The following is a 15468-nucleotide window of genomic DNA, read 5'->3' on the forward strand; positions in this document are numbered from 1 at the left end:
GTTCAAACCGCGAACGCCCAGCGTCATTGGGCAGGCGGTGCGATGGCATGGCAGCGCGGGTCGACCGGGTGCTTATCCTTCCCGCATGCCGGTATCCGTGCCATCCCCTTGCCGGTCTTCCCGGCGGGTTTGCTGCGGTCTGAACCCGCGGCTGTCCGCTTCAAGGCCGCTATCGCGCCGCGGAGCGGCCGGAACCCGCCGATCTCGGCAAGTCTGGCCCGCGTCCCGCGCAAGGCCAGTGAAGAACTGGCCCCGCTTGTCCGCAAGCCAACCTCGCTCGCCTGGCAGGCTCCGGACCCTGAAGCGTCCAGCTTCCGCCGGTTCCTTTCGACCGCACCCGCAGGGAAAACCGGCAAGGGCCGGAACACCTGAAGGGCATCGCTAGAAAGGAAAGTTCAATGTCCAGTTCAACCCGCTCCACCAAGACCAAGGCCCGCGTCGTCCAGCTCCGCAAGGGCACAACCCTCGAAATGGTCCGGCTATGCTGCCCGGATGGCCACCAGGCCACCCTCATTTCCGAAAGCTTCGGCCTCTCCGTCCTCGACAGCGACGGCATTCGTGAATTCCATGAGCGCAGCCTGATCGAAAGCGCTGATACGCTGTCCGAGGGTCTTTCCGAAAAGGCCATGCAGATCCACCTGCAAAGGATCGTCGGCTCGCATGTCGGTTCGGCCTATGGAGCAGGCCAGTTCTACTCGAAGGCCGTCACCGAGGCGAAGGACGCCACTGCCAAGCTCGCCAATGACACGCGCGACGAAGACATTGACGGCCCGGTCGGATTCGACAGCAAGGCCCAGCGCAAGCGCGAATTCGCCGCCGAAATGGGCCTGCAGGCACATGCGTTGCGCATGGCGGCCGAGGGCGCCGTCGCCGCCTACGAGCACGTCGTTGGTGAAGCCTGGAAGCCTTACGAACGCTGGACCGAGAACCCCGGCCAGACCCTTAACCGGCAGGCAGCCGATCTCCAGATGGCGGCTCTTGGCTGACACTCTTCGGGGCGGAACTTCGGTTCCGCCCCATTCCATAGGCTGGCTCCCTACGGGGCGCCTGCCTGCCTGCGTGTGGCAATGTATTCGACCCCAGATCCTTGAAAGAGAAGGAAATTCCTTTGGTTTGGCCGCGCCGATCGCGGCCGTCACGAATGATGGTCCTGCTTGCGGTCCTCGGCCGCGAAACGGCTTCGCCGTCCTCCACTGCCGTTGCGGCCCGGCTGCGAGATTTCTCCTTCCTCCGATTGAATCCTCGACCGGGTTCGCGGACCTGCGGTCCTGCGCGGTCGGACCTCGTGACGGCCGCGATCGGCGCGGCCTCGAATGGAGGTTTGAAATGGACAAGAAGAGCAACCCGCCCCGCGTCGACATCTACGCGAAAATCACCGATCGCATCGTCGCGGACCTGGAAAAGGGTGTGCGCCCATGGGTGAGGCCGTGGAGCGTGGTCAATGCGAAGGGTCGCATCACGCGCCCGCTACGCCACAATGGCCTTCCGTATCAGGGCATCAATACCTTGCTTCTCTGGTCGGAGGCCGCTTCGAAAGGCTTCGTCTCTCCGACGTGGATAACCTTCAAGCAGAGCGTCGAACTGGGGGGTCATGTCCGCAAGGGGGAAACCGGCTCAACGGTGGTTTATGCCAGCCGCTTCACCAGGACCGAAACCGATGCTCATGGCGAAGAAGTCGAACGGGGCATTCCGTTCCTGAAAGCCTATACGGTATTCTGCGCCGACCAGATCGAGGGTCTGCCGGCCCACTACTACGCGGCGCCCGATCCTGTTACCGATCCTGGCGAGCGCATCGAGCATGCCGATCGCTTTTTCGACAATGCTGGAGCGGTCGTGCGGTATGGCGGAGACAAGGCCTATTATTCTCCCTCTTCCGATCATGTGCAGCTACCGTCCCCGGAATTTTTCCGGGACATGGCTTCGTTCGTCGCTACGCGCGCGCACGAAACCCTGCACTGGACGGCGGCTCCCCATCGACTGAACCGAGACCTCAGCCGTTACCACAAAGACCGCACGGACCGCGCGCGCGAAGAATTGCTCGTCGAGCTTGGCGCCGCCATGCTCTGCGCGGACCTCGATATCGTCCCCGAGCTCGAGCCGAGGCCCGATCATGCGGCCTACATTCAGGGGTGGGCCAGCTTGCTCGGCGGCGACAAGCGCGCGATCTTCCAGGCAGCCGCCCACGCGCAACGCGCGGTCAATTATCTCCACGAACTCCAGCCGCAGGCGAAAGAATTGGGGAAGGCGGCCTGACATTACGCGCTCCGCGTTGCAAGGGGAGGGCGCCGAGCCCTCCTCGATCCGCCTTCGCGTGCTCAGCCCCGGCGGGGGAGTGCATCGAGCGCGCTCGCCCTGATGGCGGCACATGGTGCTGAAGCCAACGCCACTTTGCAGGCTGGACGATCACGCACACCGACATGCATAGCAGGTTGAAGGCCCCGCCTTGCGGCTGGCCCTGTCCGAGCGGTAACCCGGGGGCCGGAGCCAATCAGCCGGCCCGTGCGGCGTCCAGTCGGAGAAGCGTATGTCCATGACCGTCAAGGGGCGGTTCGTGCTTGAAGCAGCAGATTGCTTGGCTGCTGGAGTTTGGCCTGTCGGCCCCGTCGTGGTTCAACCGATATGAGCAGGCTGGCGCGTTCTTTCCGGCTATGGGCCTTCGTTCTGCATGACGCTGACGTGGACGGCCGGGCTTGATGGCGCCCCACCGTGGCTGCGGTTGCGGTGATCATGCCGATAGGTTCCGCCTGTCGTCCGTGGCCGCGGTTTCATGGAGGGGCGCACCACCTGCGTCCTCGATGTGGCTGGTCTGACCGAAGGCCGTCTTCGCTTCGCTCCGCCTCGTTCTCAAGCCCGCAACAGCCGGTCGCGACTTTCTTCCCCTGCTGGCTTCGCCATCATTCCGCGCGAACAAGAAACTCGCGCCCTGGCTGCCCTTCACTGTCGTTCCGGCCCTAAGGACCACCCCATTGCGCACGCGCAACGGGGACCCCGGTGGGTGCAGGCCGATCGCCTCCGGTCTGTCGACCGCCATCGAGGTCGCGGTGGTCGCGGCCCGAGAAACTCAAGGAGACGACAAATGGCTACCATCGGCACTTTCACCTCAAACGGCAACTCCGGCTTTTCCGGAGCGATCAAGACCCTCAACCTCAACGTCAAGGCCAAGCTGATCCGCGTCGAGAACCCTTCCGACAAAGGCCCTCACTTCCGCGTCTACTCGGGTAGCGTCGATCTCGGAGCCGCCTGGCAGAAGGTCTCCAACGAGGGCCGCGACTACCTCTCGGTCAAGCTGGACGACCCGAGCTTCCCCGCTCCGATCTACGCCACCCTGATCGAGGTGGAAGGCGAGGAAGGCCTGCAGCTGATCTGGTCTCGCCCCAACCGGGACTGATCGCCTCGACGAGGGCTCCGCCGCAAGGCGGGGCCTTCGGCCGTTCCCAAACGAACGCCGGCAGACGGGCGGAGCAAGAAGCGTCGCCTTTCGGGCGTGACTCCGTCGGCATCGCAAAACCGTGGCGGGCCCCTATTGGAATCCGGTGTCCCCTCTGTTCCCACCTGAGCCTACGGCTTTTCGGCCCGCCGCAAGGGCCGGACGGCCTCACCAAAATGCTGACGCGTTTCGGCTCCTCCGTGCGCCTGCTGCGCCGGTCGCTGCACGAGCCTTGCCCACTCTCGTGCGCGCTCGCCATGGTGCCGCCCGGCTGAGCAAATCCAGAGCCGTGTCATGACAGATAGAGCGGCAATGTCCCTTCTACTTCACGACAGGTGAGCCGTTGAGCGGCTCCGATAAGATTCTGGACTTTGCCTATATTCAGGGCGCATTCTCCCCGCCGGGGAGAAGGGGCTTGGATAAATCCCGCTACGATGATCGGTCGAGCGCGTGGCACAAGCGCACTGGCGCAAGACGCTCGCTGGTACGACGCTGGGCCAACGTGCCGATGCGGCTGGTCTGGGTGACCGTAGCTGCGGCTTCCGCTTTGGTGTCTCAGTTTGTCATGCATACCAGCGGATTGCTGCCGGACATCAATCTGCAGAATTTAATCAGGCCGAGACCGGTGGCAATTGCTGGCGTCGCCTCTGTGATCGACGGCGACACGATCGAGATCCATGGCCAGCGCATTCGCTTCAATGGTATCGATGCACCGGAGTCAGCCGTGCGACGACGCCAACGGCTTCCAGTATCAATGTGGCGTCAAGTCTGCGGCGGCTCTCGAAGCCTTTCTCGCCGCCTCCCGACCGACCCAGTGCATGTTTGTGTCATGGGATCGCTACGGCCGCTATGTCGGCAATTGTAGCCGGGCCGATGGGGCCAGCGTCGCCGTCTGGATGGTCGAGAACGGGCAAGCTCTTGATTGGCCGAAATACAGCCAAGGTGCCTACGCCAGGCTACAGGAGAAGGCTAAGGCGGCAAAGGTTGGCATCTGGGCAGGAACGTTTGAAGCGCCTTGGGATTGGCGTGCCGAGCATCGCGCTGACAATGAACAGCCATCGGCGATCGCTCCCCTGCTCGCTGCGTCGCCCAGTGCCTGCAACATCAAGGGCAACATCAACGCTCACAGTGAGCACATCTATCACATGCCCGGCCAACAGTATTACGATCGCACCGTAATCACGACCAGCAAGGGAGAGCGGTGGTTCTGCAGCGAGGAAGAGGCGGTGGCCGCTGGTTGGCGGAAAGCAAAGCGTTAAGTCACAGGGGGCAGGTGTTGCCCTGTTTTTCACCTGCGCTGGCGCGAGCGGCGGGAGCGCTGACTGCAACATCGGCGACGGCCCCGAACTTGTCGATCTATGGCAGCGTCAAGATCGCTGACTTCCGGCTGGCGACATCTCGCCCGGCCGGTCGACGGCATGGTGGTCAAGGCGAAACCGCTACACGAGCAGGAGATCGAATGGCCGCGCATCAAGGTGGAACAGCCTCGCCCGAGACGTTGCAGAAGCGTCAAGGGCATGTCGGTCGGGGTGCGTGCGCGTATCCACTCCTTGAAGCGGACGGATAGAGCGGGCATCGAGCGGCTACAGCGCCGAAATCATCGTCGACGCCGTCGAATTCCTCGCTTGACCCAAGCCCGACAGCTCGTCCCAGCGGCTGCCCCGTCAACCAGACGAGATCGCTTCTGCGCGTCGGGTAGGCGGACCTCGGCTGATAGCCGCGCATCCGCTTGGCGCGCAGCAGCTCGAGGAAAAACCCGACGGCTTCGCCCTCGGTATCGAAGGAGTGCTGTACCGTGCGGCCGTTGGTTCCAATCCGACCCCAACGGCGGACCAGGCAGGTCTGCCCGAACAGGGTCTCCTCGATCGACAGCGCATAGAAGCGCGCCATGTTCCGATCCGCATCGCGGCGTTCGATATAGAGGCGATAGTGCTGCGCGATCATGGCGGACAGAATCGCGCAGCCGGACGCGCGCGTCCAATGATTGGTTTGAATCAGCGGACGCGGATCGATTCACGCGCGTGATGGATGGAACCGAACGTCAGTCGTGCAGCGGCATCTGGGATGGCCTTCCCCGGGGGGATGTAGCGAAGCCTCGTTGGGCCCCGAGTCATACGCGGTCGGTCGTGACGAAAATCGACGCTAATCAGCGCGTCTGGCTACTTTGGCTGCCGAACAAGGAATTCCGTTATCAGGTCCTGCACCACCTCCTGCATGGTTGTCCTATTGCGCGCGCAATGGACCTGCAGCTCGATCATCTGCGAGACCGGAATGCGTGTGTGCAGCCGGGCTGTCTCGCCGCCTGCCTTTGGCCTTTCGAGCTTCGCTTTCGCCGCTCTGGCAGACTGGGCTCTCGTCTGCTCCTCCAGGCTTTCCGTTTCGCTGATGCTGGATTCCACTATGGCAGCCATGTTGCGCGAGAACGGATCATCCGAACGTGGACGCGGTTTTAGGGCGGGCAGCGGCAGCTGGTTTGCGGTCCGATCGCTTTTCTCGTTCATGGCGTGGTGGCTCCGTTCAGTTTGCCGATGATCTCGGCAGTCAGGGCATTCGTCTGGTCGCGAGCGTCTTCGACGGCTTTGTTCACAGGCTGCACTTCGTAAAGCGTCCCGGCCGTTGCGATCGAGGCGAAGGTCGGCCGCTGCGACAGAAAGGTCTCAAGCACGCTGGCGTCGGCCTGCCGCAGCAGCTGGATGGCTGTGCGGAAGGCCATCGTGTTGTGCTCGATCCCCGAAACCATGTTGAGCATCACCGCGTAGGGAATTTCGCGGTGGCGTCCGCCAAGTGAGCGGATGTGCCGGATCAGACCGAGGCATTGCTTGACATCGAAGACATGCGCTTTCGTCGGAATCAACACGAAGTCGGCGTTGGCGACGGCCGGGCCGAGTGCGGCCACGGCCGTGCCCTGCACATCCACCAGCAGCAGGTCCTCGGCGTCGGATTGGGCCAGCCGATCGATCAGTTCGTCGGTCGAGCCGATGGGGATGACGTCGATGTTTGAAAGAGCGTAGCCGGCGCGGCGACTGTTTTTGCTCCACTCCACCGCGGACAGTTGCGGATCGGTGTCCAGCACCGTCACCCGATGACCGGCGGCGGCGAATTCGCCAGCGAGCAGGATGGTGGTCATGGTCTTGCCGACCCCGCCTTTAGGGGAGGCCACTGTGATTTGCACCGCGCGTTTTTCCGGCATCTTTTCTCCCAATATTCGCGTGTCACTTTGGCGCCAAATCGCCTCTGCGCTTTGGCGCCAAAGTGACTTTCTTGCATTATGCCTATGCGCCGATGCGACAAGGTGTGAAGGCACATAAGTGTCTATGTGATAATATGAATTTGCGCATCGGTGCAATGTTTCCAGAGGCATAGAAGGTGATGGATTACCGAGTCATTTAGTTATTATAATGTTGTTCAGTGAATTGACAAGATACGCAATTTGGGTCCAAATTGGCTGAGCAGGTCGTCGCTTCGCTTTGACCTGGACCGTCTTCGACGGGAGGCCCATCCGCCATGGTGAGGAATTTTGGACACTATCGCTGCCCAGAAAGACACTCGAAAGCGCTCCCGGATCGATCTCGGGCCGGAGGCGGGCGCGCTCCTGGACGAGGCCTGCAAGGTGTTCCAGCTTGACCGGGCGGAGACGTTGCGACGCATTATCCGGGCCAGTCTGAATGTCGGTCCCGCTCTGTCGGCTGAGAATTCACGCACTGTCGCGGCGTTGGCCTCGCAAGTCCGGATGGTCGGCCGAAACCTCAGCCAGCTTCTCCATGCCATTCATTCCGGCCACGCCGTCCCCATGGAGGCGGCGTTGCCGATATGGGAAGCACTGGATGAGAGGGTGAAAGCCGTCGACGCCGAATTGACGGCGATGACGATCGCCCACGGCCTGAAACTTCGGAAGGCGGCGCATCTGCTGGATGGTGAGCGCGCGTGAACCTCGACCAGTCGTCCATACAGGCCATAGAAGATCGGATTCGCGCGAGCGCAGCTTTTGAAGACGAGAACCGCAAGCGCCGGAAACGGGCCATGTTGTCCCTTGCTGGAAATGACGATGATTGGTTGCTCACGGTTCGCGGCCGGAAGGAGGAGGGCGGTTTCGGGGGAAGCCAGTCCCCGGAACCGGCGGTGCCGCGCTCGTCTCCCCGGGAGCTCGAGCCGCCGCGCGGTAAAGCCGGGCGACTAAACCTCCCCCTGCCAACGAATCGGCGGAAGCTCGCCGGCGGACTTGCGCCGAGGGCGGCTGCCGACAAGCTGGCGGCCGGGTATCAGCCGGCGGTTCTGAAGGTGATTTCCTACGGGCATGGCGTCGCAAGGGCAGCCGCCATCGGTCAGTATATCCAGAAGGAGGGCGTCGCGCTCGAAACGCATGATGCGCGCATCCTTGCAACGCAGGGGGCCGTTGCCGAGGAAATGAAACAGTGGGGCAAGGGCTTCGACAAGCGCCGGGAAAGCGAGGATGTGGCGACGTTCCGGCTTTCGCTGGCAGGGGAGGAGAGTGCCGAGCGCCTTTCATTGGCGGTTCAGGCTGGTTTTGCCGGCCACGGTTTCGCCTATCGCATCGACACATTGCAGGACGGATCGAGCGTCGCGCGTGTTGTCTCGACAATGGCCGGACACAGCGTCGTGGAGAGCGAGAACGGGGACAAGAAGGTGAAGCATCGCTTTCACCTTTCCGATCGACGCCAGCATGATCGCCAGTTCTCGGCACCAACCCGGGCCATGATCGCCTCGCGGATCTGCGAGGCGCTTGGTGTCAAGCGGGATGCCGTTTCGGTGAAGCCGATTGGGGAACCCAGCCACGGCAAAGCCGGTGTCGTGTTCCAGCTCTCGCGCCTTACCCATGACGGAGCCGCGATCGGCGCCGACGGCGCCACGATCGCGTCTGAGGAGGCGGTTCGGCAGACCGCGCAGTCCTGGGACAAGACGCTGAATTCCTACAAGCCTCGCGACACGATGCACATGATCCTGTCGGCCAAGGCGGGCGAGGACAGGGAAGCTCTGATAAGGGCCGCACGTGGGTTCCTGCATGAACAGTTCCCCAATCACAAATTCGCCTTTGGGATGCATGCCGATATGGCCGAGGAGGGCGGCCATATTCATGTCCATGCCATCGTCGCGGTGAAGGGTGAGGATGGTCAGCGATTGCGACCAGGTCCGGCCCAGCTTCGCGAATGGCGCGCTCTCTATGCCCAGCACGCACAAGCGCAGGGCATGAAAATCGTCGCGACCTCCGCGGCCTATCGAGCGTCATCACAAAGCTATGGTCCGCGCGACAAGGCGATCGTGGCCACGGCCGAAAAGCCGCGGCCAGGTAGGGAGGCGCGGGACCGCGCCTATGCCCGTGCAAACCCGCACGTCATCGAGAAAGCACGACAACGGATCGACTACGCGAGGGCCAACCCGATCAAGATACCGATTTCGGCGCGCCAGCTGCGGGCCACCCAGGCAAGCCTTCGGGACTGGCGCTCCGTCGCAGCTGCTCAGCCGGATAACACGATGGCGAGTCAATTAATTGATCGGATGACGCAAGCTGTCCGATCAGGTAGTGTTGTGGTCGCTATTCGAGATGGAAAGGGTGTTCGAATGGGTTCAGATGCCAGCGCGGACCAGATGCGGGAAAACCTGAAACAGATCAACGAGACCGTTAACAAGACAGCGGCCATGATGAACGGCCAGAACAAAGCGGAGTTCTTGCGGCGGGCAGCGCCCACCATGGAGCTATTGGCGATCCGGACGGATCTCAAATCACTGCAGGAACGCGGTGTGACGCACATTTCGCATGAAGAAGCGCATCAGATCGCCGGATCACGAAATGAAGCGCTTATCGCAAGAGCATGGGAGATGGAAGATGAACAGTATAGGATCAAAGATCCGTCGGAATGGACGGATGTTGATGTAGCGGCGTTCGCAAGATCCGTGCAACGCTCAGATGACGAATTCTATTCGAAAAGAAACGCGGAACAAGATGAGCCCTTTGCTGAACATGTTAAAGATTATGCTTGGGAAAAGGCGCGACAAGAATATGGTCCTGCTCAACATGAACCAGCGGCCGTGCAGCTCACAAATCGTGCACGTGAGATCGACGCTACGGAGCACCTAGAGGCACAGCGCGCGAACGAAATCCGCAATCGTGCCATCGAGCAACAACTTCGTGATGAACATGCCGGCTCAATCGATCCGACATCGCTTGAGCAGGTTGCACAAGACCGCGAAATGGTTCGAAATGCCGAAAGCATCGCGGCGAAGGAAGCTCGCGAGGCGCAGGCTGCAAGCGAGGCCGCTCGCGCATTGGCGCAGAATCCGTCCGAACGGCTCGATCCAAACACGGTCAAGGGCGAACGTCTCGAAGAGCTGCAGCGCCTGCAATCGAAAAGCATCAACACCTCACCCGTGGATGGCGAGGAACCGGATTCACATAAGCCGCAAAAGCAATAGTCACCTCGCCATGCAGCACCGCGTAGGCTCGTTGCTCCCTAAGCCGGGGCTCTGGCAGCGCTCCGTTCGGCCCACGCTCGCGTCCAAACGCGGATGTACTCCGAGGAAAGGCGAGGATTAGACACCTCGTGATTATGCAACCTCCTTCACCCGGATTTCTATATCCAAGTGAGCGGAGGCGGCGATGTTGACGAGCGCGTCAAGCGAGAACTTGGCGAGCTTACCGCGCAGCAGATCATTGATACGAGGGCGCGTCAGGCCGAGCCGCTTGGCGGCTTCCTCCTGGGGAATGCCCCAACGCTGGACTGCCTTACGGATTTCGTAGAGCAGCGCCGAGCGCGCTTTAAGGTTTGCTGCCTCCTGTTCGGTGTCCGCCAGGGCGTCCCAGACGTTCTCATAGATTTCTAGATTCATCGTTCTGTCTTCCATCGTTTTAGCCGTTGAGCCGCCAGATCGAGGTCTTTCTTGGATGTGGCCTGTGTCTTCTTCTGGAACGCATGAAGCACCAAAACGCGGTCCTCCAGGGTTGCCAGATACATGACGCGGAACGCTCCGGATGCCTCTCGGACTCTGATTTCCCTGACGCCGGCCCCCACGATCTGCATAGGCTTCCAATCGTCGGGATCGTCGCCGCGCTGGACAAGTTCGAGCTGCCAGCCGGCCTCTATCCGCGCATCGTCAGGAAACGCTCGAACATCCGCCCTACTGCTTCCAAGCCATTCAATCACCTTCATCGGGGTGCACTGTATCGGTTTTGATACAGGTTGGCTAGAGTGAAATCAATCGCATTTTACGGACGAGCAATCAGCTCACGTCCCCACCAAGAACCGGGAGGCGCTCGAACCGGTTCGATGCGCCCGCCATCGGATTAGGGACGTTTTGTCTGGTTCTCACACTCGACATAAGTACCGAACGCACAAATCGCTCATTTGAATTCAACTGAATTTCACGTCCTAGCGATCGCCGTGACGTCTAATTTGATCCTGCAGCGCCTCAAGAGCGGCTGACGGTACCCCGTCGACATCTCCGCTATCCACTGACGGTGACAGGGAACGAGCGCCGGCCTCCACTTCCTGATCGAGCGATGCGAGCAGCGCGGCGATCGACGTGGACTTGTTTCCCGGCCGGACTTGGAATTGCAAGATACTCGCCTTGCCTTCAGACGCACTCGGGTCAGACGCCTTTGATGCTGCCGGCGCCGATCGCCGGCCAAGGGTGGGAAGCGGCCTCGGCGCATCATCGGCTGTCTGAGCGGTCCGCTTCGGCTTCAACTCCGGAACTTCAGCGGCGACCTCGCTCTTTGCTTCAGCCTCACCGCCCGTTGGAAGGCCTGAGCTTGGCAGCGCCTGTGGTGCGTCCGCGCTGCCGCTCTTTACTTTCGGCTTTAACCCGACGGGACCAGCCCTTTCAGCCGCCGCACCATTCGCAGGCGGCACCGCCTCGGCATAGGCTGTATCGCCCGAAACCGGCGCTTCGACGGTGTCGGGTTCCCCCAACTCGAAAGGTGCCGCCGGCGCATTGCTAGCCGCCGCTTCGACCTCCGCCATGGAGCGCAGCGGAAGATCCTGCCATCGTGAGAGAGGCGGAACCTTCAAGCGCCGGTGCCGAAACCCCTTGTAGGTCGCCTTATAGGGAGCGTCCTTATAATGGGTGATCTTGCGCACCATGAAACCAGGTGCGCTCGGGACCAGAACTACGGCCTGCTTCGCCGGCATCTGTCGAAGCTCCGCCGCCGTCCGGAATGGCCTTTCCTGGTAACTTAAACTCTTGTCTCGACCTCCAAATATACCTTGACCGGCCCTGATGATCGGCGTGGGCACCTCGATCGTGGTCGGTCCCAGCATTACAGAGACATATTCCGAGGTCTCCACGTCGTTCATGCGGATGAAAAGCTTCACCTGGCACGCGGACACAGTGGTCTGCCGCGTCGCTTTACCATAGACCTCGTCGAGCTGGGCGAGGTCCTGCAGGACCAGGACCATGCGGAAGCCATAGCCCGCGTTGATCGCCAGCTTGGACACGATAGACTCCATTTTGCCGAGTTGGCGAAACTCGTCGATCATCACCAGGACCTGGTAGGGCTCGTCCGGGCCCGGCAAGGAGGCCATCAACACATCATGGATTTGCTGAACCAGGATTTTGATGATGGGCCGGAACACGTCGAGCTGCGCCACCGAGCAGCCGATGAAGAGGGCCGTCGGGTCCTTGCGAAGCTTCGAGATATCGAAATCGGTCGACGCCGTAGCGGCCGCAACGAGATCATTGGTCCAGGGGTTGAGAGCCGCCGTCAGGTTGAAGTAGGCCGAGTTTCGCGTTTCCTTTTCCAGCGCAATGAACTGGTTGAGCCCGTGCAGGACCCACGACGGCAGATATTTTTCCTCGTCATTACGGATATTCGTCAGCACCCTCAGAAAGTCCACGCCGGTCGAAAGAAGCATCGCGACGGCGCGCAAATGACGCTGCCCCTCATAACGCGGCGATGTCAGGACATAGCCGATCATGGCCGCAAGCAGCTGCCGGCCGGCGCGCGCCCAGATCTCGGAACTTCCTGTCGCCTCCGGGATGATGAAGGAGGAGACCACCGCGCAGTCCGTCGGCATGCGCGCATCGCGCCGGATGAAATCCAGCGGATTATAGCGATGCGAGTCCCGCTCGCCGGGGGAAAAGAAAAAGACCTTGTCGCCGAGAGCCTGCCGGTGCGCACCGAACGCCTCGAAGTTTTCCCGCTTAGGATCGAACCACACCGAGGATCCTCGCCACATATAACCGTTCGGTATGACAAAGCTGACGCCCTTGCCGGATCGGGTCGGCCCGACCACCAGGACGTGCGCGGGATCATCCGAGCGGATCGTCGCCCCACCCATCTTGCCGAGGATCAAGCCTTGCTTTGCCAGCAGGTTTTGCCTTTCGGCGTCCATGATCGTGCCGAACCGTGCATCGCCGTAGTGCTTTGGCTTGCGGTTGATCAGGCTTGCAAAGATCAGGCCGACGCCGATCGCCACGACAACCGCGACCGCGATCGCGCCCCGAATGATCGTCTCGCCCTGCGTGGGATGATAGGCTAGGCGCTGGCTGAAATGTTGCCAGGCAACGAACAGGCCGCTCAGGCTGCGTTGCGCGTTCTGGTACTTTAGAAGCCCCCAGCGCGAGGCGCCTTCGGAAGGGAGGGCGGGATTCCAACGCCATGTCGCCACCAGCTCGTAGGCCAGGCTCCAAAGGGCGAAGAAGGCGGCGAGGCCGATGAGGCCGAGGTAAAGCCTATAAGCCAATAAGCGAGACATTCTGGGGAACCTTTCTGGCGGCTCTCCATTCGGTCATGCGGTTGAACCAGATCGCCGAAGTTCCGCGCCAGCCGCCCCGACGCGTCTGTTGGATCACAATCGGCAGGACCGACCGCACGTAATCGATGATCTCCGCCTTGCTCAGCCCGAGCCCAGCCTGCATGACCATCAAGGCCAGCTGCTCGAACGCACCGGCCGGGCTGTCCGCATGGATCGTCGTGATCGATCCCGGATGACCCGTGTTGACGGCGCGCAAGAACGAATAGGCTTCCGCTCCCCGGATCTCGCCCAGGAAGATTCGATCCGGCCGCAAGCGCATGGCCGCCTGCAGCAGCGTTTCAACGGTCACGCGCGCCAGCCCCTGGTCGCCCTTTGACGCGACGAGGGGCAGATAATTGGGCTGGTGGGGTTTGACCTCGCGCGTATCCTCAATCGTGAGAATACGCTCATCCGAAGGCACCTCGTGCAAAATCGCGTTCAAAAATGTCGTTTTGCCCGACGATGTGCCTCCCGAAAGCAAGATCGAATAACGTTCGCGCACGGCCAAGCGGAGGAAATCCTCGATCTTGCCGGCGTCGAGATATTCGCAAAGGGCGCTGTCAGTCTCGCTCAAGTCGCCGGGATCCTGGACGGAGATCGTATCGAACGCCCCCCGCTTCCGATAATCCTCAAGGCGCATATCCTTCACCACCTGCTTGCGGATCGCGAAGGCGCCCCCTGTCGGGGTTGCCGGCGCAAGCACGCCTTGAAAACGTTCGCCGCCGGGGAGGGCGGCCGAAAGCAAGGGATTTTCCTCGCTGACCGACTGGGAGGATGATGCCGCTATACGTTCCATGAGGTATGTGATCGCGGCGCGGTCGAGCTCAGGCACGTCGAAGGGCTCCATATGGGCGGAGCCAACGATTTCGACCCATACAAGTCCAGGCCCGTTCGCACAGATTTCTACCACGCGCTCGTCATCGAGCCAGCGCCGCACGGGCCCCAGCGCCTTATTTAGAAAGACGGTTCTTTGCTGCCCGCTCACGTCGTATCTCCCTCAAAGCCTCGCGTACCGGGTCCGGATAGAACTCCGAAAAATCGAGGTCGCGGCGCACGAACACCATGATGCGCGACCCCTGATCGACGTGGATCGTGGGCGCGATATTGATCGAGTTGCGAAGCGCCTCTTCGGCAATGCGGTTGAGGCTTTGCGAAATCTGTTGCGCGCCGATCTGGCGGGCGCTCTGCATGTACTGGTTGGGTTGCGTCTGCGCTGTCACCGTCTGTCCGGTCTGCGGATCAGTATAGGTCTGATTGGTGTTCGACCCGTTCTGGTCATTGCCAAGGTTGGCGATGAACTGGGTCGCGCCGCCCACGACACTTAGAAGGATCGCCGAGCCGAACCGCTCGAAATAATGGTTGTCGACCTCGCCCGGCATGCCGCTGCGACCGAGCTCGTCGGTGCCGGTCGAACCGAGTTGCACCGACATGCCGTCCGATCGAAGCAGGCGTGTCCACACAATGAACACCCGCGTTTGGCCGGTTGCGAGGCCACTGCGATATTCACCGATAAGGCGGGAGCCACCGGGGATCAAAACCCTGCGACCGTCGAACGACCATACATCCTCCGACACGATAGCCCGAACCATACCGGCAAGATCGCTCTGGATCGCGGTCTCGAGCACGCCCTTGATCATCGTCCCCTGGGCGACCAGAGCGTCGGTGCGCGGGTTCATCGTGGCCTTCGATGTATCCGCTCCGCTCTGGCTCGCCCGTGCCAAAAAACGCCGATTGGGGTCCTCCTCGCCCTCGCCTGCGTTCCCGGCCGCCGCTGGATCCGTTCCATTGCCGCCCAGTGCTGATGCACTGCCAGGCGTATCGCCGCTATCGACGACGAGCTGCTTGGCGCGCAGGCGCTCCCATTTGCGGCGCTCCTCTTCTTCCTGCCTGCGCCGTTCTTCCTCAGCCAGACGCCGGGCCTCGGAATCGTCCTGAACCTGCTGTGGAGCCGCAGGCGGTTGCAATGCTGGCGGAGGGGGAGGGGGAGCCTCGATCGTGGACGGCGGCTGCGCTGGTGCCGCCGGCGGCTCCTCGGGAGCCGTCGAGATTTTCAGGGTGCCGTTATCAAGCTGGGGACGCGGCGTATCGAGCCCAGGTGCGGGAAACTGTGTGGTGTGAAACTCCTCGCCATCCGACGCCGTCAACAGCGGCTTGTCCGACGCACGCGTCGCCGCATAGATCATCCAGCCGGCGAAGACCACCGCACCCAGCGGCACGGCGATCTTGAACAATGTGCTTGCCCCGAATTTTGGCGCGGCGACCGCCGTGCCCTCCTCAGCGAGCATTCTGTAC

General features: G+C 61.7%; 15 protein-coding genes. 7 read left to right on the forward strand and 8 right to left on the reverse strand.

All coding sequences use genetic code 11. The features are described from left to right. Positions 1–42 precede the first annotated feature (42 nt). The 5 genes from AC1RZR_RS33065 (at position 43) to AC1RZR_RS33085 (ending at position 4686) form a co-directional block, all read left to right on the forward strand. Positions 43–372, forward strand: a complete 330-nt coding sequence (locus AC1RZR_RS33065) for a hypothetical protein (RefSeq protein ID WP_481829413.1) — start codon at positions 43–45, stop codon at positions 370–372. Between the two features lie 26 nt (positions 373–398). Further along, the gene (locus AC1RZR_RS33070; RefSeq protein ID WP_481829414.1) at positions 399–986 is read left to right on the forward strand and encodes a hypothetical protein; all 588 of its coding nucleotides are present in this window, start codon (positions 399–401) and stop codon (positions 984–986) included. A gap of 340 nt (positions 987–1326) precedes the next feature. Then, the gene (locus AC1RZR_RS33075; RefSeq protein ID WP_481829415.1) at positions 1327–2253 is read left to right on the forward strand and encodes an ArdC family protein; all 927 of its coding nucleotides are present in this window, start codon (positions 1327–1329) and stop codon (positions 2251–2253) included. An 823-nt stretch (positions 2254–3076) separates the two neighbouring features. After that, positions 3077–3388 (forward strand): DUF736 domain-containing protein, encoded by a 312-nt coding sequence (locus tag AC1RZR_RS33080; protein WP_027054589.1) that lies wholly within the window; start codon positions 3077–3079, stop codon positions 3386–3388. Between the two features lie 716 nt (positions 3389–4104). After that, complete coding sequence (locus AC1RZR_RS33085; RefSeq protein ID WP_481829416.1) at positions 4105–4686, forward strand: thermonuclease family protein; 582 nt, start codon at positions 4105–4107, stop codon at positions 4684–4686. 250 nt (positions 4687–4936) lie between these two features. Here AC1RZR_RS33085 and AC1RZR_RS33090 read toward each other — a convergent pair whose 3' ends face one another. The 3 genes from AC1RZR_RS33090 to AC1RZR_RS33100 form a co-directional block, all read right to left on the reverse strand. Then, complete coding sequence (locus AC1RZR_RS33090) at positions 4937–5371, reverse strand: WGR domain-containing protein (RefSeq protein ID WP_481829417.1); 435 nt, start codon at positions 5369–5371, stop codon at positions 4937–4939. 215 nt (positions 5372–5586) lie between these two features. Beyond that, the gene (locus AC1RZR_RS33095) at positions 5587–5928 is read right to left on the reverse strand and encodes a hypothetical protein (protein ID WP_481829418.1); all 342 of its coding nucleotides are present in this window, start codon (positions 5926–5928) and stop codon (positions 5587–5589) included. Beyond that, the gene (locus AC1RZR_RS33100; protein ID WP_481829419.1) at positions 5925–6617 is read right to left on the reverse strand and encodes a nucleotide-binding protein; all 693 of its coding nucleotides are present in this window, start codon (positions 6615–6617) and stop codon (positions 5925–5927) included. Before AC1RZR_RS33100 ends, AC1RZR_RS33095 begins: the two co-directional genes overlap by 4 nt. A 420-nt stretch (positions 6618–7037) precedes the next feature. On the opposite strand from AC1RZR_RS33100, the gene AC1RZR_RS33105 reads away from it, so the two are divergent. Then, positions 7038–7355, forward strand: coding sequence for a hypothetical protein (locus tag AC1RZR_RS33105; RefSeq protein ID WP_481829420.1), 318 nt, complete (start codon positions 7038–7040; stop codon positions 7353–7355). Further along, complete coding sequence (locus AC1RZR_RS33110) at positions 7352–9856, forward strand: relaxase/mobilization nuclease domain-containing protein (RefSeq protein ID WP_481829421.1); 2505 nt, start codon at positions 7352–7354, stop codon at positions 9854–9856. Before AC1RZR_RS33105 ends, AC1RZR_RS33110 begins: the two co-directional genes overlap by 4 nt. Before the next feature lie 132 nt (positions 9857–9988). Here the strand turns inward: AC1RZR_RS33110 and AC1RZR_RS33115 are convergent, their stop codons facing one another. The 5 genes from AC1RZR_RS33115 to virB10 all read right to left on the reverse strand — a co-directional run bounded on the left by AC1RZR_RS33115 (position 9989) and on the right by virB10 (position 15461). After that, entirely contained in the window at positions 9989–10270 is a 282-nt protein-coding gene (locus AC1RZR_RS33115; RefSeq protein WP_481829422.1) for a helix-turn-helix domain-containing protein, read from the reverse strand. After that, the gene (locus AC1RZR_RS33120; protein WP_136621818.1) at positions 10267–10590 is read right to left on the reverse strand and encodes a type II toxin-antitoxin system RelE/ParE family toxin; all 324 of its coding nucleotides are present in this window, start codon (positions 10588–10590) and stop codon (positions 10267–10269) included. Before AC1RZR_RS33120 ends, AC1RZR_RS33115 begins: the two co-directional genes overlap by 4 nt. A gap of 219 nt (positions 10591–10809) precedes the next feature. After that, positions 10810–13137: a type IV secretory system conjugative DNA transfer family protein gene (locus tag AC1RZR_RS33125; protein ID WP_481829423.1), complete on the reverse strand. Its 2328-nt coding sequence runs from the start codon at positions 13135–13137 to the stop codon at positions 10810–10812. Further along, positions 13115–14161: a P-type DNA transfer ATPase VirB11 gene (gene virB11, locus AC1RZR_RS33130; RefSeq protein ID WP_136621820.1), complete on the reverse strand. Its 1047-nt coding sequence runs from the start codon at positions 14159–14161 to the stop codon at positions 13115–13117. The genes AC1RZR_RS33125 and virB11 overlap by 23 nt, the downstream gene beginning before the upstream one ends. Beyond that, the gene (virB10, locus tag AC1RZR_RS33135) at positions 14127–15461 is read right to left on the reverse strand and encodes a type IV secretion system protein VirB10 (RefSeq protein WP_246094107.1); all 1335 of its coding nucleotides are present in this window, start codon (positions 15459–15461) and stop codon (positions 14127–14129) included. Before virB10 ends, virB11 begins: the two co-directional genes overlap by 35 nt. Between the last annotated feature and the right edge of the window lie 7 nt (positions 15462–15468).

The sequence above is a fragment of the Mesorhizobium bavaricum genome (assembly GCF_056781655.1).